The organism is Campylobacter insulaenigrae NCTC 12927, from assembly GCF_000816185.1.
GTDB lineage: Bacteria > Campylobacterota > Campylobacteria > Campylobacterales > Campylobacteraceae > Campylobacter_D > Campylobacter_D insulaenigrae.
Map to the genome: position 1 here is coordinate 963,281 of NZ_CP007770.1, position 23,733 is coordinate 987,013.

The window sequence follows — 23,733 nt, forward strand, 5'->3', positions numbered from 1 at the left end:
TTAAACCATTCCTTTTTCATACATAGATCTTAATTTATCTTTTTCCTGTCTTTTTTTAACTTTTTCTAGTTCTTTTTGACGGTATTGTGTGACACTAAATTTAAACCACAATAATGCAGGACTTGCCACAAAAATAGAACTTGCAGTTCCTACTAAAATACCTACTATCATGGTTAATGCAAAACCTTCTATCATCGAACCACCAAAAAAATACAATACAACAACTGAAATTAAAGTCAAACCACTAGTAAGAGTCGTTCTTGATAAAGTAGCTGAAACCGATTCATTTATAATAAGGTCAAGTTGTGATTTTTTACTTGTTTTAACACCCTCTCTGATTCTATCAAAAATAATAATAGTATCATTTAACGAATATCCAAGTACAGTTAAAACTGCCGCTAAAATATCTAAATTTACATCAATTTCAAATAAAGCAATAGCTCCTAAAGTAATCACAATATCATGAATTTCACTAACTATAGAAGCCATAGCAAAACGCCATTCAAATCTGATAGCAAGGTAAATCAAAATAGCAATCAAAGAAATACCAACTGCCATAAGACCTTTATTTTTTAACTCATCACCCACTTTAGGACCAACCACATCCACGCGACGTACTTCAAATTTACCAGTACTTTGTAACAAATTTGCAATACTACTGCCAGGATCTGATCCCAAACTATCACTACTTCCTGAAAAACGAATAATCACCTCATTTTCACTACCAAATTCAGTAACACTCGCACCTTTTAAATTTTCATTAAAAGATATTGCTTTTCTTATATCAGCAAGTGGAGCTTTTTGCTCGTATTGTAATTGTATTAATGTTCCACCAGTAAAATCAATGCCAAAATTTAAACCTTTAGTAAAAAGAACAAAAATTGAACCAAAAAATAAAATAAGAGATAAAGATATTGCTGCAAATCTCATCTTCATAAAATCATAAATGTGTTTTTGACTGAAAAACTGCATTAAGGTCTCCTATATCCAAACCAAAGTCGAGTATTATTGCTTTTTTCCATACGATTCATAAATATTTCAAACATTCCATGAGTTCCTACAATTGATGTAATCATTGAAACTAAAATTCCTATACTTAAAGTTACAGCAAAACCCTTAACCGCACCTGTTCCATAAGCATAAAGCACTACAGAAGTGATAAGTGAAGTGATGTTTGAATCTAAAATCGCACTCATAGCATGTTTATATCCACCTTCAACACTTTGTTTTATACTCATACCTTCTCTTAATAACTCTCTAATTCTTTCATTTATAATAACATTAGAATCTACAGCCATACCAACAGTTAAAACTAAACCGGCCATACCAGGCAGAGTAAGCGTAGCTCCAAACATCGCCATTACAGCAATAATCATCAAAATATTTGCGACCAAAGCAATATTAGCAAATATTCCTGCTATACCATAATATATGATCATAAAAGCAATTACTAAAATAGACGCTCCAGCCAAAGCAATCATGCTCATTTTAATACTATCAGCTCCTAATGATGGGCCAACACTTCTTTTTTCAAGCATTTTTACAGGTGCCAAAAGCGCACCACTTCTCAAGGCAATAGCAACATCGTGAGCTTCTTCCACCGTAAAACCACCACTAATTTGTCCACTACCCCCACCAATTCTTTCATTAATTCGTGGTGCAGAATACACTTTATTATCTAAAACTATCGCTAGACGCTTACCTACATTATTTCCCGTATAATCTCCAAATTTTTTTGCGCCTTCTGAATTTAAAGTAAAATTGATAACTGGTAGATTATTTCCTTGCCCAAAACCAACTTTAGCATCTGTTAACATTGCACCATCTAATATTGGTATAGATTTTACAATGTATTTTATTTGAGGATTTTTAGCATCTTCAAAAATTACATCTCCATATTCTGCAGCTTCTCTTGGTGTGAGGTTATTAACTTGATCCATTCTTACATCATCTACTTCCATTAATTGCAAATGTGCTGCTTTAGCAATAAGCTCTCTTGCTCTTGTTTCATCTGCAGCAGTTTTAATACCAGGAAGTTCAACCAAAATTTTATCCTCTCCTGAGCGTGCTACATTTGGTTCTGCAAGTCCAAATTGATCCAACCGATTTCTTATAGTCTCAACTGCTTGTAATATAGCTTGTTCTTGCGTAAGTTTAATTTCTTCTTGAGTTAAAGAAATTGTATAATGAAAATCTTGATGTTCAATAGCCAAACCTTTAATATCTTTTAACAACAGATCAATTCTAGTAACATCATTTTCATCTAAAAGGGTAAAATTTATATTATCATCATTAACTTTTATCTTATCAACAATAATATCTTCTTTATTCATAGAATAACTAAGAGATGAAGCTATAGACTTGATTTTTGATTTAATTGCCTCATCAACCTCAACCCCAAGTAACATATATAAGCCACCTTGCAAATCAAGTCCTAAATTAATTTTAGCTCCATTTTGAGTTTGCATAAAAGAAGGTATAGAAAAAACTAGACCGATAATAAAAACTATAAGAAAAATAATACTTCTGTAGGTAATTTTTCCACTACGCATCAATTTTCTTTGCTATAAAATCTTTAGAAATTTTTATCATTACATTTTCATCATTAAGCTTAACTTTGATAAAATCTTCTTCTGGTTTTACCACTTCGCAAATTATTCCACCACTAGTGATGATTTTATCACCTTTTTCTAAAGATGAAATCATTAATTTATGGTCTTTTGCTTGTTTTTGTTGTGGTCTAATAACCAAAAAATAAAAAATTGCAAAAAGCACAACGAGAGGCAACAATGAAGTCCAAATATTTCCGTTTTCTGCCATTTCTTCCCCTTTTTTTAAAATTTATAAACTCTAATTCTATCATCTTTAAAATAATAAAAGCCTTTTTTTCTGCACTTTTAATTTCAAATTTTATATATCTTTCTTTTTTTGAAATTTTATTTTTAGAATTACTTAATCCTTTTTTAAGTATCTATGGTCTAGTTATATTATTGCGTAGTAAAAGTAAAATGTCCTATTTTCTAACAGGTTTTTTTATAGGAATTTTATGGTTTTGGTGGATAGGATTATCATCAATTTATTTTAATTTATCTTATTTGATTCCTGTAGAGATATTTATTATTGGAATTATTTATGGTGTTTTATTTTTAATTTGCTACTTCTTACATTTTGATTTTTTACGTCTTTGCGGAATTTTTTTACTAAGTTTTATACATCCTTTTGGTTTTGATTGGCTGAATTTTGGAATTTTAAGTGTATATGGAATATTTGATGCAAATTATAAGGGTGCAGTTATTATTTTTCTTATAGCTTATTTTTATTACGAAAGATATATCTCAAGATACTATAAAATAGGCATTATTTTAATTTTAATTTTAATAGGTCTCCAATACGAGCAAAAATTTCCAGACGAATTAAAATTAGACTACAAACTCATCCAAACTCACATACCTCAAGATCAAAAATTCATACAAGAAAATTTACAAACTCATTCGAATATGATTATAAATCAAATAATACAAGCAATTAAAGAAAAAAAAGAATTAATAGTTTTTCCAGAAACTGCCTTTGCCTTTGCATTAAATAAAAGTTCATATCACATACAACTTTTAAAAGAACTATCTCACAAAATCATTATCATCACTGGAGCCATAAGCTTATCTTCTAATAATATTTATAATAGTACTTATATCTTTAATAAAGGAAAAATAGAAATTTTTAACAAATATTATCTTGTTCCATTTGGGGAAGAAATTCCTATTTTCAAGAAATTATTTAAAAAAAATTTTTATGATTTAGAAGAATTTTCAAAAGGAAGTATGCTTAATCGATATAGCTTAAATGGACAAAATATAACTAATGCTATATGCTATGAAGCAACAAAAGAACAATTATATAAAGATTCTAAAATTATCATAGCTATTTCAAACAACGCATGGTTTAACCACTCTATTCAACATAGACTGCAAAATATTTTACTTCGATTTTATGCGAACAATTACAATGTAAGTATATATCATTCAACTAATGGAGAAGGTAATGCAGTAATAAAACCAAAAGAAATCTTATTACAAAAGATAAAAGATAAAATGAAGCTTTTTAAAGCCTCATTTTAATGATTTAAACTCTTCCACAGCATCAAGTTTTTCCCAAGGATAATCCGCCTGACCAACTTGACCTCTAGCAGCAACATCAGCATATAAAAATGTATCTTTGCTAGGTTTATCAAGAGCAAATTTATTTTTAATCCAATTAGGAGTTAAAGGAAAATTCTTCATCACAAAGTCACTCAAAACATCATCGTTTAATCTAGTATTCGTCCCCATACAATCCACGCTTACTGAAGTTGGTTTAGCAACACCTATAGCATAAGAAAGCTGGACAATGCATTTTTTTGCAAGCTGAGCGGCAACTATATTTTTAGCAAGCCATCTTGCAGCATACAAGCCACTTCTATCCACCTTGGTGTAATCTTTAGAAGATTGCGCTCCTCCACCTATTGGAGCATAACCACCAAAACTATCTACTATTAACTTTCTTCCTGTTAAGCCACTATCATGTAATGAACTGTGATTTACATATTTTCCTGTCGGATTAATCAAAATTCTTGTTTTATCTATATGAAAAAGTTCTTTTGGTAAATTTGTATCTAAAATTAATTCCATAATCAAAGATCTTAAATTTTCAATATCCATATTATCTACGCATGGTGCTGAAACCACTATGGTGTGAATACTTTTAGGTTTGCAATTTTCAAAATTTTCTTTAGTCTCATAATCAATTGTAACTTGAGTTTTTATATCAACTCCAAGCTTATCAGGATTTTGTTTAGCATAATTATATACTTTATCACAAAGCATTCTTGCATAAGAAATCGCTGCAGGCATATATTCTTTAGCTTCATCACTTGCAAAACCAAACATTATACCTTGATCACCAGCTCCTGTTTCACCATCTTCTTGATCAACACCTTGATTAATATCAGGACTTTGCTCATTTAAAAATACCATAACCTCCACATCATCAGGATGTAAGCATTGTTTTTTGCTAAAATGTGGGTGACCATTATAACCAATATCAGCTAAGGCTTTTTTGACTATATTTTCATAATCTATCTTTTCTAATTTATGTTTAGATTTAATTTCACCACCAATTACAACCTTATTACCAGCAACAAATACTTCACTAGCAACACGCGAATCTTTATCATGAATTAAAAAAGCATCAACAATATTATCAGCTATTATATCTGCACACTTATCTGGATGTCCTGCGCTAACAACCTCAGAAGTAAATAAATACATTTTTTTCCTTTAAAAATTAAAATTATCTTAATTGTTCTCCTGATTTTAACAAAACTTTACTTAAAAATCAAAAACTTTAAGCTTTGCTTTGATAGAATTAACCGTATAGTCAATACATAATCAAAAAAGGTTTCTAATGAATTTTATTTCTAGTATAATTACACATTATAAAAATGGTAACTTAATATTGCAAATTTGTATTGGTATTATTTTAGGGATACTCATTGGATTGCTTTCTAAGGATCTAGCTGCTTTTGCTGACATATTGGGTAATTTATTTACAGGAGCATTAAAAGCAATAGCGCCTATTTTGGTATTTATTTTGATCTTAACAACAATATGCACAAAAGAATTCAATCATGGAAACACTAAAATAAAACATATCATTTTTTTATATATATTTGGAACCTTTTTAGCCTCACTTAGCGCTGTGAGTATTAGTTTTATCTTTCCTGTTGAACTTGTTTTAACAAATATTGAAAAAGCTTCGAATTCAAGTCCATCTCATATTGGTGAAGTTTTTAAAACTTTACTGTTTCAAATGGTAGATAATCCCATACATGCTCTTTCTTCAGGAAACTATTTAAGTATTTTAGTATGGGCAATAGGTGGAGGTTTTGCTCTTAGACATTGTTCTAATGACGCAAAACAACTTTTTACAGATATTAACGAAGGTGTATTAAAAATAGTTAAATTTATTGTCAAACTCGCTCCTTTTGGAATTTTTGGCCTTGTGGCAAATTCTGTAGCTCAAACTGGAGCTCAAGGTCTTTTAAGTTATGCAAAATTGTTGATAATCTTGGTTTTAACTATGCTTTTTGTAGCTTTTATTATCAATGCTTTAATTGTTTTTATTTATACAAAAAAAAATCCATATCCATTGATTTTTATTTGTATAAAACATAGTGCCGTGTTTGCATTTTTTACAAGAAGTTCTGCAGCAAATATTCCTGTAAATATGGCTTTATGCTCAAAACTTAATATTGACAACAATCTTTACAGCATCTCTATACCTTTGGGTGCCACTATTAATATGGCTGGAGCTGCTGTAACCATAGCCATATTAAGCTTAGCTGCTGCTCATACAGTTGGAATTGAAATTAATTTTTTACAAGCTATATTGTTGAGTATTTTAGCAGCTTTTGCTGCTTGTGGAGCAAGCGGTGTAGCTGGAGGATCGCTACTTTTAATACCACTTGCATGTTCTTTATTTAATATTGATTATAATATTGCTATGCAAGTTGTGGCTGTAGGATTTATTATAGGGGTTATTCAAGATAGCGTAGAAACTGCACTTAATAGCTCTACAGATGTTTTATTTAGTGCAATTTGTTCTGATAATGAGCTTAATTTAAAATTTTAAAAAGGTTTTTCATGAAGCACTTAATTACCACAAAAGATTTTAGCAATCAAGAAATTTTAGAGCTTTTTAAAGACGCTAAGTCTTATTTAGATGAAAAAGAACGAGATGACTTAAAAGGCAAAAGCGTTACAACAATTTTTTTTGAAAATTCAACAAGAACACAATCAAGCTTTGAAAGCGCAGCAAGAAGATTAGGTGCAAAAGTATTAAAACTTGATGTTTCAAGAAGTAGCTCAAGCAAAGGTGAAACACTTTTTGATACTGCTGCTAATTTAGATGCTATGGCGCCTAATGTCATTGTAGTAAGACATAAAAATTCAGGTGTTCCATATGCACTTGCTAATTATACTCATTGTCCCATTATTAACGGTGGTGATGGAAAACATGCGCATCCAACGCAAGCCCTTCTTGATCTTTTTACTATAATGGAATATTTTAACTATAATGTTAAAGATAAAAAAATTGCTATAGTCGGGGATATAAAAAATTCTCGTGTTGCAGCTTCGAATTTAGAATTACTTCCTAGATTTGGTATCGATATTTCTTTAGTTGGACCTCCACATTTTATGCCAAATTATCCTATAAAACAATTTCACAAATTAAAAGATATTATTGATGATGTTGATATAATTATGAGTCTTAGAACACAAACTGAAAGACATAATATACCAACTTATGCATCATTGAAAGATTATGCAAATGATTTTTGTATCACAAAAAAGCTTATAAAAGATAAAGAACTTATCATACTACATCCAGGTCCTGTACATAGAAATATAGATATAAGCGATGAAATTATGGCAGATAAAAGATCAAAAGTTTTAACGCAAGTCAAAAATGGAGTTGCTATTAGAATGGCTGTATTAAAAAAATTAATTTTAGAAAGTAAAATATGAAAACTTGGGATTTGAGTATCTTATTTAAAGATGAAAAAGAATTAAATTTATATATAGATGAGCTAAGCAAACAAACGAAACAATTTAAGCAAAACTACGAAAACAACTTGAATAGTTTAAACAATGAGAATTTTTTACAAGCTTTACAAAAATACGAAAATCTAATTTTAAAGCTCTCTCATGTTTTGACTTATGTATATTTAATATTTGCCCAAGATACAACCAAAGGTTCATTTTATGCAAAATACGAAAATTTGAGCAAAGAAATAGAAGAAAATTTGCTTTTTTTTGAACTTGAATTTTGTGAATTAAGTGAAGAAAAAAGTCAAGATTTTATAAATCATTGTAAAAATTATGCTTTTTACTTAGAAAATCTTATAAAACATAAACAACATAATCTTTCACAAAAAGAAGAAAGAATAATTTTGCACCTATCAAATACTGGTGCTAGTGCTTTTTCAAGATTGTTTGATGAAACTTTTAGCGCATTAAGATTTAAATTTGATGGAAAAAAAATAAGTGAAGAAGAAATTCTAAGTAAGCTTTATGATTCTGATAGAAGTATTAGAAAAAAAGCATCAAAATGTTTTAGCAAAGGTTTAAAAAAGCAAAATAAGCTTTTAGTCTATATTTTTAATATGATTAAAACAGAACTTTCTAGTATATGTAAATTGAGAGCTTATGAAAATCCTGAAACTCCAAGACATATCAAAAATCAAATTTCTAAAAAAAGTGTAGATGCACTCATTAATTCAACTGAAAATTCCTTTGATCTAGTTGCTAAATTTTACAATGCTAAAAAGAAAATACTAGGCTACAAACATCTCAAAGATTACGATAGATATGCACCAATTGGACAGGATATGCAAATAAATTTTGAAGATGCAAAACAAACTGTTTTGCAAGCTTTTAAAAATTTTTCAACAGAATTTTATAATATAGCTAATGAAGCTTTTAACAATGGTTGGATCGACGTTTATCCTAAAGACTTCAAACAAAGCGGAGCTTTTTCTCATTCTAGCACTCCACTAACGCATCCATATATTTTATTAAATTTTACTAATAAAAGACGAGATCTTTTCACTTTAGCCCACGAACTTGGTCATACCATCCATCAAAAACTTTCATATAATGTTAGTTTTTTAAATCAAGATACACCATTAACTACTGCAGAAACAGCTTCAGTATTTGCTGAAATGTTAATTTTTGACCATATAAAAGAAAAATTAAATAAAAACGAACTTTTATCTTTATATGCTGCTAAAATCGAAGATATATTCGCTACATTGTATAGGCAAATTAATTTTACTACATTTGAAAGAAAATTTCATGCCAAAAGCGAAGAGTTAAATTCCAAGGAATTAAGCGAAATTTGGATGGAAGAATCCCAAAAGATGTTTAAAGATAGTGTCAAATTAAGCAAAGAATATTCATTATGGTATTCTTACATACCACATTTTATCCATTCACCATTTTATTGCTATGCTTATGCTTATGCACAACTTCTAGTACTTGCTTTATATGGTCTATATAAAAGCAAAAAATGTGAAAATTTTGTACAACTATATATCAAATTTTTAAGTAGTGGAGGAAGTAAAAGTCCAAATGAGCTTGTGTCTATGTTTGGATTTGATATAGAAAGTGATGAATTTTGGAACATAGGTTTAGAGCAGGTAAAAAAAATGGTAGATGAATTTTTAAGGCTTAGTGATGATTGATAAAATTTTAAACGACACAAATTTTATAAATTTAATGCAAAAGGGCATATATGAGTGCTTACAAATTTTAATTAAAGAAGATATAGAATTTAGCATTTTAGTAAATACTAAATTTGTAACTTTAGAACCTCATCTCCCAAAAGAAATCGATATGATAAGCAATAATCCTTATTGTGTTTTTGCGCTAGGAGGATATACGTTTAAATCTATAATTTTAAACCACGAAAATATAGAATTTCACGCTGGTTTTGGCCCTGATGATTTTGCAACTTTTGTAAAAGTTGACCTAGGAGCAATCACTCAAATTCAAGTATCAGACAATATAATTTTTGTAAATTTTTCTAATTATTTTAAAAAACATAATGATCAAAAACATAAAGAAAAATCTATGAATGCCTTTTTAAACAATCCAAGCAATAAAGATATACTAAAAAAATGAATTTATTGCAAAGTTTAAATCCAAGCCAAAAAGAAGCTGTTTTACATATAGATGGTGCTATGTTGATACTTGCTGGCGCAGGTAGTGGAAAGACAAAAACTATCACTACAAGACTTGCATATTTAATTGATAAAGTAGGAATTCCAGCTCACCACACACTGACTCTTACTTTCACAAATAAAGCTGCTAGCGTGATGAAACACAGAGCATTGTCTTTAATTGAAAATGAAAATTCACAAAATCCTCTACTTTGCACCTTCCATAAATTTGGCTTGTTATTTTTAAGGCTTTATAGTGAAAGAATTTCACGGGCAAATAATTTTGTTATTATTGATACAGACGACAAAAAAAAGATTTTAAAAGATTTAGCAAGTGAAAATTTACAAAATTCATTATCTAATATTGGAGCTTATATTTCAAATTTTAAAAATCAAAGTAAAAATGCTCAAGAAATCCAACAAGAATTAGAATTATTAGAAGATGAGAAAAGCAAAAGTTATAGAGAAATTATTCACACCTATGAGCAATATGAACAATTTTTAATCCAAAATAATTTTATGGATTTTGATGATTTGCTAATGCTGACAAATAAAATTTTAGAAGATGAAGTTTTTGCAAAAGAACAAAGTAAAAAATATGCTTACATAACAGTTGATGAGTATCAAGATACAAATACTTTACAATATCAAATTCTAAAAAAATTATGCTCAAATCATGAAAATATTTGCGTAGTTGGTGATGATGATCAAAGTATCTACGGATGGCGTGGAGCTAAAATAGAAAATATTTTAAATTTTCAAGAACAATTTAGCAATGTTAAACTTGTAAAACTAGAGCAAAATTATCGTTCCACTAATGCTATTTTACAAGCTGCAAATGAATTGATCGAGCATAATAGAAAAAGATTAGGTAAAGTTTTAATTTGTACAAAAGATAAAGGTGAAGAAATTGAAGTTTTACAAAATGATGATGAAAAAATTGAAAGTTTTAAAGTCGCAGAAAAAGTTACAAAACTCTTAAAATTAGGTATTGATCCTAGTGAAATTGCTATACTTTACAGAGTTAATGCACTTTCTAGAGCCTTAGAAGAAGTTTTCACCATAGAAAAAATTCCTTTTAAGTTATTAAGCGGAATTAGATTTTACGAGCGATCTGAGATCAAAGATATTATTTCTTACTTAAGATTATTATCTAATTTAAATGATGATTACTCTTTTAAGCGTATTATAAATAAACCTAAAAGAAATTTTGGCAAAGCTACATTAAACAAACTTCAAGACTATGCCAAAGAACACCGATTGTCTTTATTTGAAGCACTTTGCACAATGACAGGAAACGGATTTTTTAGCAAAAAAACAGAAAATGAAATAGAAAAATTTATATTAAGCATACACAAACTCAAAGAAAAAAATAATTTACTTGATATTATTACTTCCTTGGAAAATGAATTTAAATTAAAAGAATTTTACAAAAATTCTCCAGAAGGTGAAGATAAAATTTTAAATATTGATGAGCTTTATGCTAATTTAAAAGATAAAATTTCCCATGGAAACTATGAAAATTTAGATGATATTTTAAATGAAATCACACTTTTAAATGAACAAGATGGCTTAGAGCAAGAAAGTATTTGTATTATGAGTATACACGCTAGCAAAGGTCTTGAATTTGATTATGTTTTTATTGTAGGATTAGAAGAAGGTTTCTTTCCGCTAACAAGTGAATCAAGCAATATAGAAGAAGAAAGAAGATTGGCCTATGTAGCTATCACAAGAGCTAAGAAAAAACTCTATTTAAGCTATGCCAATTCAAGATTTTACAAAGGTAGTAGAACCAAACTCGCTAAAAGTAGATTTTTAGGCGAAAGTAATGTAATCAAAAAAGAATTAATTTTTGATGATAATACTAAGTCATATAAAAAAGGTGATTTAATCAAACATAAAATTTTTGGTATAGGTAGAGTTATAGGTGTAAGTAAAACAAGAATTGAAGAAAAATTAACCATTAATTTTGGCGGCATAGAAAGAGTTATAATGTCAAATTTTGTAGAAAAATTATATGAATAAACTTTTTGTAGCATACAAACCAAGTGGACTAAGTTCTAATGCATTTTTAAATCAACTTAAAAAAAAATATAACAACAAAAAAGCCGGCTTTTCTGGCACTCTTGATCCTTTTGCAAAAGGTGTTTTGCTAATTGCTTTTGGACAATATACTAAATTATTTAGATTTTTTAAAAAAAGTCCTAAAATTTATAAAGCTACACTTTGGTTTGGTGTAAAATCTAAAAGTCTTGATAATCAAAATATAGAAAATATAACTTCTTTACCACCATTTGATTTTTCAATCTTACAAAAAATACAAGAAGAACTTTTGGGGATTATTTCTTATATTCCACCTGCTTATTGTGCTAAAAAAATCAATGGCGTACGGTCTTATGAGCTAGCAAAAAAAGGTCTTGAAACAAATTTGAAAACTTGTAAAATGGAAATTTTTTATTCAAAAATTTTGCATTATCATCATCCATTTTTAACTATGGAAATTTCAGTAAGCGAGGGGGGATATATCAGATCTTATTGTGAATTATTTGCTAAAAAATTAGGAATTGATGCTACCCTAAGCTCTCTTGAAAGACTTTGCGAAGGTAATTTTTATTATGAAAACGAAAAAGAACTTAATATATTAGATTATTTAAATCTTAAAAAAAATACGATAAAATATCCTCAAAAATTACACAATGGACAAAAAATCTTTTTAGACGATTTAGAAATTCAAAAAAAAGGTTGCTATCTCTTAGAAGAAGATGATTTTTTTTCCATTATAAATATAGAAAACAATCAAGTACAATATTATTTAAATAAGGTTTTAAAATGCTAATCTTATCAAGAAAAGAAAATGAAAGTATACAAATTGGTGATGATATAGAAATAAAAATAGTCCAAACAGGAAAAGGATACGCAAAAATAGGTATTGAGGCTCCCAAAACTCTAATGATTTTAAGAAAAGAACTTATTGAACAAGTAAAAAGTGAAAATTTACACTCTATTAGCGATGAAACTATTAAACTTGATGATTTAAGTAAAAAGCTTAAAAAATGAAGGCTTTTGCAAAAGCTAATATATTTTTAAAAGTTATAGGTTTTGATACAAGATCTTATCATCTGATATCATCGCGTTTTGTTTTATTAAAACATTTATATGATGAACTAAATTTTAGTGATGAAAAAAATAAAGAAGGTTTTGAAATCATTGGAAATTTTAAAGAAGATACTATTATTCATAAAGCATATTATGAACTTGAAAATTTAGGATATAAAGAACAATTAAAAGAATTTTTTAAAAATAAAAGCTTAAAACTAATTAAAAATATCCCCATAGGTGGAGGTCTTGGTGGAAGCAGCACCGATGCTGTTGCTTTTTTACTTATGGTTAATGAAGAATTAAATTTAAAATTATCTCAAGATACTTTAAAACAAATTTGCCAAAAACTTGGTTCTGATTTACTCTTTTTTTTAAGTGGTTATGAGAGTGCAAATGTTAGTGGTTGCGGTGAAATTATAGAATATTTTGAAGATAATTTTACTTTATTAAATTTTACTTTTTTAGATTTTGCTTGCTCTAGTGCTAAAGTTTATAAAGCATTTGATGAAACACATTATGATTTAAAAGAAAATTTACAACTAGCTAAACAATTTAATCAACTCAAAACACAACAATTATTAGACTTTAAAAATATTCAATTAAATGATTTATTTGCTCCTTGTGTAAAAATTTATCCTAAAATGCAGAAATTTCTTTCTCAAGGATATTTTTTAAGTGGAAGTGGAAGCAGTGTTTTTAAGGCTTAATCAATGAAAAAAACTATTGTAAAAAATAAAAAAGCTTTTTTTGACTATGAAATTTTAGAAAAATTTGAAGCGGGTATAGTTTTAAAAGGCTCTGAAGTTGTAGCATTAAGAGCTCTTAGAGCAAATTTAAAAGATTCTTTTGTGCGTATTATTAAAGGAGAAATCTTTTTGCTAAATGCTCACATATCTCATCTAAATACCACACATGCTTTTTACAGACATGATGAAAAAGGCGTTAGAAAACTTTTAATGCACAAAAAACAAATTGATAAGCTTTTTGGTAAAATTAGCACTCAAGGATTCACAATAGTACCTTTAGAACTTTACTTCAATGAAAAAAATAAAGTTAAAATTTTGATAGCCTTAGCAAAAGGAAAAAACTTACATGATAAAAGAGAAAGTCTTAAGAAAAAGCAAGCAGACCTTGAAACAAGAGCTGCTATAAAAAATCATTATTAATTTAAAGGATTTACATGAAAAAAATTATATATGTAATTTTAGTAGGTATTGGACTCTTTTTAAATGCTTGTTCTAATCAAACTACTATAGAGAATGATTTCGCCTTTGAAGAATTTAAAACAGGTGAAGAAATAGTCTTGCAAAGCGTTAATGGGGGTGAAAAGACTCTAGTAAGAACTGAAAATGGGTTCGTAATTAAAGGAGAGGAAGAAAAAATTTTAATGTTAGACTTTTTTGGAACTTTTTGCACACCTTGCCAAGAAGAAGCATCTTCTCTTACAAATTTGTGGCAAAAAAATAGTTCTAATTTTATCTTAATAGGACTAAGTCATTTTGAAGATGTAAGCGATCAAGCAGTTAAAGATTTTGCTATCGCATATGGAGCATATTATTTTTTAAGTAATTCTAAAGAAAATGATAGAATCATTGCACAAATTTTAAAAGATATAGATTATAAAAATATGGAGCAGCTTCCATTTAAAGTAGTTTTAAAAAATAAAAGCTATCAAAATTTAAGTGATTTTTGGAATAAAAATTCACAACATTTTGTAAAATATTATTTAGGAAAAGTCCCAACCCAGATTATGCAAAAAGATATTGATAGGATTCTTAATGAGTCTAAAGAATGAAGTTTTAGAGCAACAAAAACTAGCAGAACCTAAAATGTTCAAGGTTTTGTTATTAAATGATGATATCACAACAATGGAATTTGTTATAGATATTTTAATGAATATTTTTCATCACAATTTCGAAAAAGCAAGTACTATTATGCTAGAAATTCACAACCAAGGCAGTGGAGTGTGCGGAATTTATACTCAAGAAATTGCCTTAAGTAAAAAAAAGCAAGTTGAAATAGCTGCAAGAAATAACAATTTTCCATTACAAGCAAGGATAGAAGAACAATGAAATATGAAGAATTAATAGATTCATTTATCCCAAATGCAAGACATTTAAGCTTTATTAATCACCATGAATTTATAACTTGCGAACACCTACTTTTTACTTTAGTAAAATTAAGCAATGATTTTAAAACAATACTTGAAGAAATTGGAGATGGAGATTTATCAACTTTTGAAATAGAATTAAAAAACTATCTAGCAAAAAATAATGAAATTTTAAAAAAAGATACAGAACCTGTATTCTCCATAGTACTTGATGATATTTTGCAAAATTTAAACAAAAAAAATCAAGCCAGTGTATTGAATTTTTTAATTATATTAATTCAAGAAGAAAAATCATATTCTCATCAACTTTTAAAAAAACACTTAATCAACAAAGAAAAATTAGAAAAACTTTTACAAAATAGTGAATTTGAAAATATAAAAACTCATACAATTGAGCTTGTAGAATTTGCCAAATCGGGAAAAATAGATCCTGTTATTGGTAGAAAATTTGAACTTGAAAGAATGATGCAAATTTTAAGTAGACGTAAAAAAAATAATCCTATTTTAGTAGGAGAACCTGGAGTTGGAAAAACTGCAGTTGTAGAAGGATTAGCTTTAGCTATTGCCCAGAACAAAGTACCTAAACATTTACTAGATTCAAAAATTTACAGCCTTGATATGGCTAGTTTATTATCAGGGACTAAATATAGAGGTGATTTTGAAAAAAGATTAAAAGATATTATTAAGGAATTAGAAAACATACCTAATGCAATTTTATTTATAGATGAAATTCACACTATAGTAGGTACAGGTGCGAGCAATGAAAGTCACGCAGATATGTCCAATTTATTAAAACCTGCTTTAAGTAATGGTTCCATTAAATGCATTGGAGCAACTACTTTTATAGAATACAAAAATACTTTTGATAAAAACAAAGCTTTAAGTAGAAGATTTGCTAAAATAGATATAGATGAACCAAGCGAAGAAGAATGCTTCCTCATCTTAAAAGGTTTAAAAAATAAATATGAAAATTTCCACAAAATAAAACTTAATGATGAAATTTTACAAACTAGCATTAAACTTGCTAAACAATTTTTACCCGATAAATTTTTACCCGATAGTGCAGTAGATTTAATAGATGAATTAGGTGCTAGTTTTGCATTAGAAGATAAAAAAAATAAAAAAATAATTAAAAATAAAGATTTAGAAAATACCCTAGCTAGAATGACTCATTCTCATAAAATTTATGAAAGCGATCAAGGAAAAATTTTAAAAAATTTAGAAAAAAATTTAGAAAAAAGTATCTTTGGACAAGATGAAGCCATAAAAGCTTTGTGTTCTATTTTAAAGCAAAGTTATGCAGGTTTAAAAGCTAAAAACACTCCTAGAGGTGTATTCTTATTTACAGGCTCAAGCGGAGTTGGTAAAACTGAACTTGCAAAACAATTAGCACAAAATTTAAATTTAAATCTTGAAAGATTTGATATGAGCGAATATGCTCAAAAACACGATGTTAGCAAACTTATAGGCACTTCAGCAGGCTATGTAGGATATGAAGATGGAGGATTGTTAAGCAATAGTATTAGAAAAAATCCTTTTAGCGTGATACTTTTTGATGAAATAGAAAAAGCTCATCCTGATCTTACTAATACTTTTTTGCAAATTTTTGACAATGCAAGCCTTACTGACAATAGTGGTCTTAAGGCTGATTTTAAAAATACTATTATTATTATGACTTCCAATTTAGGTCTTAAGGAAACAAATGAACTAGGGTTTTTAAGTAATAATACAGAAAAAAACAACAAGGCTATAAAAGATTTTTTTGCTCCTGAATTTATTAATCGTATTGATAAAATCGTACATTTTAATGATTTAAATAATGAAATTTTAGAACAAATAGTTCAAAAAGAACTTGAACTTATAATTTCGAATTTAAAAGATATTAGCATAGAAGCAGATCAAAAAGTAAAGGAATTTATTGCAAAAAAAGCATCTTTTAAAGATTTTGGAGTTAGGCTATTAAAACGCGTGATAGCTGATGAAATTGGTGAAAAATTAAGTGATGAAATTTTATTTGGTAAACTTAAAAACGGTGGAAAAGTTAAATTAAGACTTTCTAAAGATGAAAAAATCGAATTTATATTCTAAACTTTTACAAAGTCCTGATGATGCTCCAGTTTTTATAAGTGAAAAACTGGAGTTAGATTTTATACCTCACGCATATAAATTAGGGCTTTTTCCATGGACAAGCAATCCTGTTACTTGGTGGTGTCCTTCTCCTAGAATGGTACTTTTTCCTACAAATATTCATATACAAAAAAGTATAAAAAAGGCTTTAAAAATTTACAATATTAAACTTGATTGCAATTTTAATGCGTTAATCAATCTTTGTGCATCAAGATCCAAAACATGGATATCAAAAGAATTTATTGTAATTTACAATAAACTCTTTGAACAAAATTTAGCACATAGTGTTGAAGTATATGAGAAAGACGAACTTATCGGTGGTTTATACGGGCTTATCATAGGTAAAGTATTTTTCGGTGAAAGTATGGTTAGCGTGAAAAAAGATACTTCTAAAATCGCACTAATAAAACTTTGTGAAATTTTATCTCCTTTTGATTTTATTATCGATTGTCAAGTGCCCAATGAACACTTAAAATTCATGGGGGCACAAGAATTAATTAAAAAAGACTTTTTAAAAATTTTAGAAACAAAAGTTAACTCTCAAAGTGGTTTTAAGAATTTCAAAAATTTACTCTAAAAAGATATAATTCCTCATTTAAATAAGAATATTAAATTTTGGAATATTTTTTGCTTATATTCTAGCGAAAGCTTTTATGAAAGGAAAGAAAAATGATAAGCCCTTTTAAATCAAAAGAACTTGTTGTTAATGCATTAGCGGGTAGAAATTTGAGAAGTCAAATGATAAGTTCTAATCTCGCAAATGTTGACACTCCTTTTTATAAAGCAAGAGATATCGAATTTGAAACTGCTTTAGTTAATCGAGCAAATGAAATTTTCAAAAGAAAAGATACTAAAGAACTTGAACTTGCAAATACTGATACAAATCATCAAAAACCTTGGAAATTTCCAGATCCAAATAAATCTACAATTTATTTAAGAGATGGACATTTAGCAAGAAATGATGCCAATACAGTTGATCTAGATGTAGAAACTACAGAAATGAGTAAAAACACTATGATGATTTCTGCTTTAGATGGTGTCTTAAAAAGACAAGGTAATCTTTTTTCAACTATTATTGAAACAAGTTCAAAATTAGGCTAGGAGATAAATAATGGCTTATTTAAGTGATTTTGACATTAGTGGATACGGACTTAGTGCTCAACGTTTTAGAATGAATGTAATTAGCTCAAATATAGCTAATGCAAATACAACTAGAACAGCTGAAGGCGGTCCTTATAGAAGAAGAGAAGTGATTTTTAAAGCAACTGATTTTAGTGAAATTTTAAACAAACAAATAGAAAAAAATAGTAATTTTTTGGAATATGAAAATCCACTTAATGATCCGGCTTCACAAAAAGATGCAAAACCTGCTATAATGAGTGTTGTGGTTGATAAAGTGGTAAGAGATGATAAGGATTTTCGTATGAAGTTTGATCCATCTCATCCAGATGCAAATGAACAAGGTTATGTCGCATTTCCAAATATCAATCCTGTAATAGAAATGGCTGATTTAATAGAAGCAACTAGAGCTTATCAAGCAAATGTAAGTGCATTTACTAGCACCAAAACCATAGCACAAAGTGCTGTAGATTTATTAAGAGGTTAATACAAATGAATATAAACAACATTAATCAACTCAACAACTTAAACAACAAAACCAACTCAACTAATACAAATAGTATTGGCAATGAATTTTCAAGTTTATTAAAAAATTCTATTAACGATCTTAATAAAAATCAAGAAGATGCTGAAGCAGCGATGACAGATATTGCTACTGGAGAGGTAAAAGATTTGCATCAAGCAGCTATAGCAATTAGCAAAGCTGAAACAAGTATGAAATTTATGCTTGAAGTTAGAAATAAAGCTATAAACGCGTATAAAGAAATTTCAAGAACTCAAATATAATATATGCTCCAAAATGCTACTCGAAATAGAGTCTCTAAGGTTGCTTTTGCTTTTTGTATGGCTCTATTTTTCATGGTGTTATTTTTATTGTCTACATTTTTTCTCACTTCTAAAAGACATATTCCAAATACAGAAAAAGAACAATATTTTTCTGCCTTAAGAGGTAATATTATCACCAATGATAATTTTATTGTTACTTCTAGTAGACAAATTTACAGAGCAGAGATAGATTTAAGAAGTTTAGATCCTAGTAAAAAAGATCTTTTTTTAACGCTTTTTCAAATTTATAGTGGCGCCAGTGACGAAGAAATGCAAGATATAAAAAAAAGAATGAATGGCAAAAAAAGGAGTTATAGTTTTATTTTATTGCAAAATATCAATTCAAAAAATGCAAGTTATCTTAAAGAACTTGCAAAAAAACTCTACACCCAAGGTTTTTTTCAACCATTTACAAACAATAATGGACGAGTTGAAACAAGAGGGCTTAATATAATAGAACATAAAGAAGATCGTGTGTATATGCCAAAAGATTCTTTAACCCCTATTATAGGATACACTAGAACTTATATGGATACTGAAAGTGATATTTTAAAGAATTCAGGTATTAAAGGTTTAGAAAAATATTATAATGAGTGTTTAAATCCTCTACAAAATGCTAAAATTCAAGGTTTAAAAGATATAGGTGGAAATATTATCTTAAATTTATATTCTTATGAGCAACGTAAAGTTAATGGCTGTGATTTGTATTTAAACATATCATTAAAGCTTCAAAAAAGTCTAGAAAAAGCTATAGATCAAAAAAATGATGATCTTAAAGCCAATGAAATAATTGTTGCTGTAATGGAAAGTAAAAGTGGTAAAATTCTAGCACTAGCTAGCTCGAGAAGATACGACCCACAAAACCGTGGAAAAGATTTATCAGTCTTAAATGCTAGTGCTGTAGAATATGGATACGAAGCTGGTTCTGTTATCAAACCTTTTATTTTTACTACCGCTTTAATGCTTGATAAAATAAAAACAAATGAGATTATAGATACAAACAAAGGCCGATACAAACTAGGTCGTTTTACCATACGAGATGATCATATCAAAAATAAAATGACTATGGAAGAAGTTATTACTTATTCGTCTAATATTGGTATGATAAAAATTGCTCAAAGACTTAGTAACTTAGAAATTATTTCAGGGCTTAGAATTTTTAGATTTGGCGAAAAAAGTGGTATAGATTTACCTTATGAACAAAAAGGCGAAATTCCTAACCCAAAAAGATTAAAAGACATAGAAAAATCTGTTTTAAGTTATGGATATGGATTAAAAACTACTTTTATGCAACTCTTAGCTGCCTATAATGTTTTTAATAATGACGGAATTTATATTACTCCACAAATTGCAAATAAATTTTATCAAGATGGACGTTTGGTAAATTTAGATAAAGATATAAAAAAAGATAAAATTTTATCTAGTAAAGCAGCCCAACAAATGCAACAAATTTTAATCAATGTTATCGAACAAGGCACAGGAAAAAAAGCTTTTACTGAAGGCATTATCATAGGTGGCAAAACAGGAACTGCTCGTATAGCCGAAACAAAAGGATATACCTCTAATCGTTACAATGCTTCTTTTTTTGGATTTGCCAATGATGCAAATCATGCTTATACCATAGGAGTTCTAGTGAGAAATCCCACTAAAGCCTATAGTTATTATGCTGCACAAAGCGCATTGCCAATATTTAAAGATATAGTTCATATTCTCATCAAAGAAAATTATTTAATTCCTATAAAAGATAAAAAATAACTTTATCTTTATTTATATCAACATTAAAGCCTAGATATAATAAAATCAATAAATTCAACAGAATCATTGGGGCAAGCAATAAGATCGTATTCTTGTTTTGCTAAATGTTTATATTCCATACTTAATTCAAAAATAGTTTCCGAACAATCTATGCAAAAAGATATAGGATAAATCAAAGCTTTGGATTCTATCTTGGATAAAATTTCACTTGTACTTGGTTCTAACCATTTTACAGGACCCAACTTAGACTGGTAAGAAAGTACAATTTCATCAAAATGAGATTTTAAAGCCTTCTTTAATATATCTACGTGATCTTTAATATGCTTTTCATACAAATCACCCTTTTTAATAATAGAAATAGGTAAAGAATGTGCAGAAAAAATTAAAATTTTGTGTTCGTACTTTTTTTGTTTTAAAATATGTTCAATTATCATTTTGTTATAAATTTCATCTTTATAAAACGTATCAATAACTCTAACACTTGCTTGATTTTTTAATTTTGTCAAATTCATTCGTGCTGATTCAACAGAACTTGTAGTCGTTGTTTTAGAATGATGCGGATACAAAGGAAATAAAATAACTTCATCTTCTTTTTTAAAATTATATTTACCAAAAACATCACAAGCAAAAGGTGGTACGTATAAACTTATAAAATCAAAATGATATTGTTTATTTTGAGAATTTAACTTATTACATAAACTTTGCGTAATTTGTGTTAAAGGAGATTTTCCTCCCATTTTCTCATAATTTTTTATCATAGCTTTGAGTCTTGACTTTCTTATCATAAAAGCTACAAATTTTCTTAATAAAGCATTTTTAATATCTAAAATATAAGGATCATTAAACATATTTTTTAAAAAAACTTCGCATTCGCTTAGTTGATTTACTCCGCCCATATTAAGAAAAAAAACATATTTCATTAGCAAACTCTTTCTAAAATTTCTTGAATTTTTAAAGCGTCTTCTATACTAGCTAAATTTTGAGTTGTAGCGCCTTGTAAAAATTTAAAAAATTCTTCATGTTCTCCTTGTAAAGGAGAATTATTATATAAATTTTCCACTTTTTTATCATCTATATAAAGCGTAAAATTTTTTAGATCTGCTTCATAGGTATGGTTTTTTCCCAAAATAGTAACTTTTCGTGTAATTTTTTTTGCATTCCAGCTATTGTGGATGCTTGCTAAAATATGTCCTAATTCCAAACTCATCATCACTTCATCTTCAAATCTTTCATTATGATAATAATCTTTATGAATGTTGATTTTAGTGATCTCTTTTTGAGTTAAAAAACGTAATAAATCAAGATCATGCACACTAAGATCACTTAATACTCCAACATCAATAATCCTTTGAGGATACAAAGAAATCCTTTGGATATTGATACTTATTACCTCATCTTGTAAAAGTTTTTCTTTTAAGGTTAATATAACAGGATTAAATCTTTCACAAAAACCTATTCCGACTTTTATTTTATGAATTTTAGCAATATCTTGTATATGTAGCATTTGCTCCAAATTCAAAGCCAATGGCTTTTCTATCAAAACATTTTTAATCTTGGTAAACACTTTCAATGAGATTTGCAAATGTGTATTAGTAGGTGTAGCTATAATAACAGCATCTAACTTTTCTTCTAAAAAACTATCAAAATCATCATACAAAACATGTTGAAAATTTTCTTTACAAAAAGGGTCAAATAAACAAATTTTTTTTATTTTTGAATTTTTTTCAAGCTCTTTTAAATGATTTTTTCCCATTTTGCCCAAACCTATCAAACCTATAATCATTGTAATACCTTGATTATTTTCGCTTGATGTTCTTCTTTTAAGAAAGCACTCATAGGTAAAGATAAAATTTCTTCACTTAAAAGCTCTGTGTTTATTAAACTTCCTTTTTGATAATTAAGATAACCGAATGCTTCTTGCAAATGTAGTCCTAAAGGATAATGTATTGCTGTTGGTATACCTTGATCTTGTAATTTTTGCATAAGCTTTTCTCTATTTTTAACGCGAATACTATATTGAGCCCAAGCGCTAGAAAAATCCAATTTTCTTGGTGGAAGTATGCAATTTTTTAAATTCTCATCATAAATTTGTGCAATTTTTTCTCGTTTTAATATTTCATCATCTAGATATTTTAATTTCACATTTAAAATCGCAGCTTGAATTGTATCAAGCCTTGCATTAACACCTATATATTTATGTCTATATCTTTGAATTTGCCCATGATTTAAATAAATTCTAATTTTTTGAGCTAATTCATCATCATCAGTAAAAATAGCACCACCATCACCATAAGCTCCCAAAGGCTTAGAAGGAAAAAAACTTGTACAAGAGATATCAGCTATAGAGCATGATTTTTGTTGTCTTTCGCTAGCACCAAAACTTTGCGCCCCATCTTCAATTAAAAAAATATGATGATTTTTGCAGATTTCTTGCAACGCTATCATATCAGGCATTAATCCAAAAATACTTACTGCTATAACTGCTTTAGTTTTTTGAGTAATAGCTTTTTTTACCTGTTCTAAACAAAGATTATAATCTTTAAAGTCAATATCTACAAAAACAGGTTTGGCTCCAATTAAAGCTACCATTTCAGCAGTTGCTATAAAAGTAAAAGATGGCAAAATTATCTCATCATTTTCTTTAATACATAAAGCTTTCAAAGCAAGATAAAGCGCACTAGTTCCACTAGAACATCCTATGGCATGTTTTACTCTCACATAATTTGCCAAATTTTTTTCAAAATCTTCAAGTTTTTTTCCACCTATGAAAGTAGCTTCTTGTAATACTTCACTAATAGTCTGATCTATTTCATTTTTATAAGTATTATATTGAGTTGTTAAATCTATAAAAGGAATTTGCATATACTTAAACCTTAATTCAAAATGACATTTGATTATAAAATAGTTTTACTTAATTTAAAGTATTTTTGGTATCATTTTG

The 23,733-nt window shown here is 28.2% G+C and carries 25 protein-coding genes; 18 read left to right on the forward strand and 7 right to left on the reverse strand.

The window, feature by feature from the left end:
* The 3 genes from secF to yajC are packed head-to-tail and all read right to left on the reverse strand — an operon-like array spanning position 1 to position 2,820.
* On the reverse strand, positions 1-972 hold the full coding sequence (gene secF, locus CINS_RS05025) for a protein translocase subunit SecF (protein WP_039650392.1): 972 nt from the start codon (positions 970-972) through the stop codon (positions 1-3).
* Positions 972-2,552, reverse strand: coding sequence for a protein translocase subunit SecD (gene secD, locus CINS_RS05030; protein WP_039650394.1), 1,581 nt, complete (start codon positions 2,550-2,552; stop codon positions 972-974). The genes secF and secD overlap by 1 nt, the downstream gene beginning before the upstream one ends.
* Positions 2,545-2,820, reverse strand: coding sequence for a preprotein translocase subunit YajC (gene yajC, locus CINS_RS05035; protein ID WP_039650396.1), 276 nt, complete (start codon positions 2,818-2,820; stop codon positions 2,545-2,547). The genes secD and yajC overlap by 8 nt, the downstream gene beginning before the upstream one ends.
* On the opposite strand from yajC, the gene CINS_RS05040 reads away from it, so the two are divergent.
* On the forward strand, positions 2,790-4,115 hold the full coding sequence (locus tag CINS_RS05040) for an apolipoprotein N-acyltransferase (RefSeq protein ID WP_039650398.1): 1,326 nt from the start codon (positions 2,790-2,792) through the stop codon (positions 4,113-4,115). The genes yajC and CINS_RS05040 overlap by 31 nt on opposite strands.
* Here the strand turns inward: CINS_RS05040 and metK are convergent.
* Positions 4,107-5,303 carry a methionine adenosyltransferase gene (gene metK / locus CINS_RS05045; protein WP_039650400.1) on the reverse strand — a complete coding sequence of 399 codons (1,197 nt, stop codon included), beginning with the start codon at positions 5,301-5,303 and terminating at the stop codon, positions 4,107-4,109. The genes CINS_RS05040 and metK overlap by 9 nt on opposite strands.
* Before the next feature lie 136 nt (positions 5,304-5,439).
* Here metK and sstT point away from each other — a divergent pair, with 136 nt between their 5' ends.
* From sstT to CINS_RS05130, 17 genes are all read left to right on the forward strand, one after another.
* Positions 5,440-6,666: a serine/threonine transporter SstT gene (gene sstT / locus CINS_RS05050; RefSeq protein WP_039650401.1), complete on the forward strand. Its 1,227-nt coding sequence runs from the start codon at positions 5,440-5,442 to the stop codon at positions 6,664-6,666.
* A gap of 11 nt (positions 6,667-6,677) precedes the next feature.
* A complete protein-coding gene (locus tag CINS_RS05055) occupies positions 6,678-7,562 on the forward strand; it encodes an aspartate carbamoyltransferase catalytic subunit (protein WP_039650403.1) in 885 nt (294 codons plus the stop codon).
* Entirely contained in the window at positions 7,559-9,280 is a 1,722-nt protein-coding gene (locus CINS_RS05060; RefSeq protein WP_039650405.1) for a M3 family oligoendopeptidase, read from the forward strand. The genes CINS_RS05055 and CINS_RS05060 overlap by 4 nt, the downstream gene beginning before the upstream one ends.
* On the forward strand, positions 9,273-9,719 hold the full coding sequence (locus CINS_RS05065; protein WP_039650407.1) for a hypothetical protein: 447 nt from the start codon (positions 9,273-9,275) through the stop codon (positions 9,717-9,719). The genes CINS_RS05060 and CINS_RS05065 overlap by 8 nt, the downstream gene beginning before the upstream one ends.
* A complete protein-coding gene (locus CINS_RS05070) occupies positions 9,716-11,782 on the forward strand; it encodes a UvrD/REP family helicase (protein ID WP_039650409.1) in 2,067 nt (688 codons plus the stop codon). Before CINS_RS05065 ends, CINS_RS05070 begins: the two co-directional genes overlap by 4 nt.
* On the forward strand, positions 11,775-12,593 hold the full coding sequence (locus CINS_RS05075; RefSeq protein WP_039650411.1) for a pseudouridine synthase family protein: 819 nt from the start codon (positions 11,775-11,777) through the stop codon (positions 12,591-12,593). Before CINS_RS05070 ends, CINS_RS05075 begins: the two co-directional genes overlap by 8 nt.
* Positions 12,587-12,814, forward strand: a complete 228-nt coding sequence (gene csrA / locus CINS_RS05080) for a carbon storage regulator CsrA (RefSeq protein ID WP_039650414.1) — start codon at positions 12,587-12,589, stop codon at positions 12,812-12,814. The genes CINS_RS05075 and csrA overlap by 7 nt, the downstream gene beginning before the upstream one ends.
* Positions 12,811-13,563, forward strand: coding sequence for a 4-(cytidine 5'-diphospho)-2-C-methyl-D-erythritol kinase (locus CINS_RS05085; RefSeq protein ID WP_039650416.1), 753 nt, complete (start codon positions 12,811-12,813; stop codon positions 13,561-13,563). Before csrA ends, CINS_RS05085 begins: the two co-directional genes overlap by 4 nt.
* A 3-nt stretch (positions 13,564-13,566) precedes the next feature.
* Positions 13,567-14,022, forward strand: coding sequence for an SsrA-binding protein SmpB (smpB, locus tag CINS_RS05090; protein WP_039650418.1), 456 nt, complete (start codon positions 13,567-13,569; stop codon positions 14,020-14,022).
* Positions 14,023-14,036: 14 nt separating this feature from the next.
* The gene (locus CINS_RS05095; protein ID WP_039650420.1) at positions 14,037-14,651 is read left to right on the forward strand and encodes a thioredoxin domain-containing protein; all 615 of its coding nucleotides are present in this window, start codon (positions 14,037-14,039) and stop codon (positions 14,649-14,651) included.
* Positions 14,635-14,928 carry an ATP-dependent Clp protease adaptor ClpS gene (locus CINS_RS05100; RefSeq protein WP_039650422.1) on the forward strand — a complete coding sequence of 98 codons (294 nt, stop codon included), beginning with the start codon at positions 14,635-14,637 and terminating at the stop codon, positions 14,926-14,928. Before CINS_RS05095 ends, CINS_RS05100 begins: the two co-directional genes overlap by 17 nt.
* Positions 14,925-17,054, forward strand: a complete 2,130-nt coding sequence (locus tag CINS_RS05105) for an ATP-dependent ClpAP protease, ATP-binding subunit ClpA (protein ID WP_039650423.1) — start codon at positions 14,925-14,927, stop codon at positions 17,052-17,054. The genes CINS_RS05100 and CINS_RS05105 overlap by 4 nt, the downstream gene beginning before the upstream one ends.
* A complete protein-coding gene (gene aat, locus CINS_RS05110; RefSeq protein WP_039650424.1) occupies positions 17,029-17,670 on the forward strand; it encodes a leucyl/phenylalanyl-tRNA--protein transferase in 642 nt (213 codons plus the stop codon). Before CINS_RS05105 ends, aat begins: the two co-directional genes overlap by 26 nt.
* Before the next feature lie 92 nt (positions 17,671-17,762).
* The gene (flgB, locus tag CINS_RS05115; RefSeq protein ID WP_039650425.1) at positions 17,763-18,194 is read left to right on the forward strand and encodes a flagellar basal body rod protein FlgB; all 432 of its coding nucleotides are present in this window, start codon (positions 17,763-17,765) and stop codon (positions 18,192-18,194) included.
* A gap of 10 nt (positions 18,195-18,204) precedes the next feature.
* Positions 18,205-18,699: a flagellar basal body rod protein FlgC gene (flgC, locus tag CINS_RS05120; protein ID WP_039650426.1), complete on the forward strand. Its 495-nt coding sequence runs from the start codon at positions 18,205-18,207 to the stop codon at positions 18,697-18,699.
* 11 nt (positions 18,700-18,710) lie between these two features.
* Positions 18,711-18,998, forward strand: a complete 288-nt coding sequence (gene fliE, locus CINS_RS05125; RefSeq protein WP_039651403.1) for a flagellar hook-basal body complex protein FliE — start codon at positions 18,711-18,713, stop codon at positions 18,996-18,998.
* Positions 18,999-19,001: 3 nt separating this feature from the next.
* Positions 19,002-20,792, forward strand: a complete 1,791-nt coding sequence (locus CINS_RS05130) for a cell division protein FtsI/penicillin-binding protein (RefSeq protein WP_039650427.1) — start codon at positions 19,002-19,004, stop codon at positions 20,790-20,792.
* A gap of 23 nt (positions 20,793-20,815) precedes the next feature.
* Here CINS_RS05130 and hemH read toward each other — a convergent pair whose 3' ends face one another.
* From hemH to CINS_RS05145, 3 genes are read right to left on the reverse strand one after another with little or no spacing between them, the layout of a single operon-like run.
* Positions 20,816-21,712: a ferrochelatase gene (gene hemH / locus CINS_RS05135; RefSeq protein WP_039650428.1), complete on the reverse strand. Its 897-nt coding sequence runs from the start codon at positions 21,710-21,712 to the stop codon at positions 20,816-20,818.
* On the reverse strand, positions 21,712-22,575 hold the full coding sequence (locus CINS_RS05140; RefSeq protein WP_039650429.1) for a Gfo/Idh/MocA family protein: 864 nt from the start codon (positions 22,573-22,575) through the stop codon (positions 21,712-21,714). The genes hemH and CINS_RS05140 overlap by 1 nt, the downstream gene beginning before the upstream one ends.
* On the reverse strand, positions 22,572-23,648 hold the full coding sequence (locus CINS_RS05145; RefSeq protein WP_084594001.1) for a DegT/DnrJ/EryC1/StrS family aminotransferase: 1,077 nt from the start codon (positions 23,646-23,648) through the stop codon (positions 22,572-22,574). The genes CINS_RS05140 and CINS_RS05145 overlap by 4 nt, the downstream gene beginning before the upstream one ends.
* Positions 23,649-23,733: the final 85 nt, after the last annotated feature.

Coding starts and splice junctions, on each gene's coding strand:
- aat (WP_039650424.1), top strand. CDS start 17,029: ATGAAAAAATCGAATTTATATTCTAAACTTTTACAAAGTCCTGATGAT.
- CINS_RS05075 (WP_039650411.1), top strand. CDS start 11,775: ATGAATAAACTTTTTGTAGCATACAAACCAAGTGGACTAAGTTCTAAT.
- CINS_RS05070 (WP_039650409.1), top strand. CDS start 9,716: ATGAATTTATTGCAAAGTTTAAATCCAAGCCAAAAAGAAGCTGTTTTA.
- CINS_RS05085 (WP_039650416.1), top strand. CDS start 12,811: ATGAAGGCTTTTGCAAAAGCTAATATATTTTTAAAAGTTATAGGTTTT.
- CINS_RS05040 (WP_039650398.1), top strand. CDS start 2,790: ATGAAGTCCAAATATTTCCGTTTTCTGCCATTTCTTCCCCTTTTTTTA.
- CINS_RS05095 (WP_039650420.1), top strand. CDS start 14,037: ATGAAAAAAATTATATATGTAATTTTAGTAGGTATTGGACTCTTTTTA.
- yajC (WP_039650396.1), bottom strand. CDS start 2,820: ATGGCAGAAAACGGAAATATTTGGACTTCATTGTTGCCTCTCGTTGTG.
- secD (WP_039650394.1), bottom strand. CDS start 2,552: ATGCGTAGTGGAAAAATTACCTACAGAAGTATTATTTTTCTTATAGTT.
- secF (WP_039650392.1), bottom strand. CDS start 972: ATGCAGTTTTTCAGTCAAAAACACATTTATGATTTTATGAAGATGAGA.
- flgB (WP_039650425.1), top strand. CDS start 17,763: ATGATAAGCCCTTTTAAATCAAAAGAACTTGTTGTTAATGCATTAGCG.
- smpB (WP_039650418.1), top strand. CDS start 13,567: ATGAAAAAAACTATTGTAAAAAATAAAAAAGCTTTTTTTGACTATGAA.
- CINS_RS05065 (WP_039650407.1), top strand. CDS start 9,273: ATGATTGATAAAATTTTAAACGACACAAATTTTATAAATTTAATGCAA.
- sstT (WP_039650401.1), top strand. CDS start 5,440: ATGAATTTTATTTCTAGTATAATTACACATTATAAAAATGGTAACTTA.
- csrA (WP_039650414.1), top strand. CDS start 12,587: ATGCTAATCTTATCAAGAAAAGAAAATGAAAGTATACAAATTGGTGAT.
- CINS_RS05140 (WP_039650429.1), bottom strand. CDS start 22,575: ATGATTATAGGTTTGATAGGTTTGGGCAAAATGGGAAAAAATCATTTA.
- CINS_RS05060 (WP_039650405.1), top strand. CDS start 7,559: ATGAAAACTTGGGATTTGAGTATCTTATTTAAAGATGAAAAAGAATTA.
- metK (WP_039650400.1), bottom strand. CDS start 5,303: ATGTATTTATTTACTTCTGAGGTTGTTAGCGCAGGACATCCAGATAAG.
- flgC (WP_039650426.1), top strand. CDS start 18,205: ATGGCTTATTTAAGTGATTTTGACATTAGTGGATACGGACTTAGTGCT.
- CINS_RS05105 (WP_039650423.1), top strand. CDS start 14,925: ATGAAATATGAAGAATTAATAGATTCATTTATCCCAAATGCAAGACAT.
- hemH (WP_039650428.1), bottom strand. CDS start 21,712: ATGAAATATGTTTTTTTTCTTAATATGGGCGGAGTAAATCAACTAAGC.
- CINS_RS05100 (WP_039650422.1), top strand. CDS start 14,635: ATGAGTCTAAAGAATGAAGTTTTAGAGCAACAAAAACTAGCAGAACCT.
- CINS_RS05055 (WP_039650403.1), top strand. CDS start 6,678: ATGAAGCACTTAATTACCACAAAAGATTTTAGCAATCAAGAAATTTTA.
- CINS_RS05130 (WP_039650427.1), top strand. CDS start 19,002: ATGCTCCAAAATGCTACTCGAAATAGAGTCTCTAAGGTTGCTTTTGCT.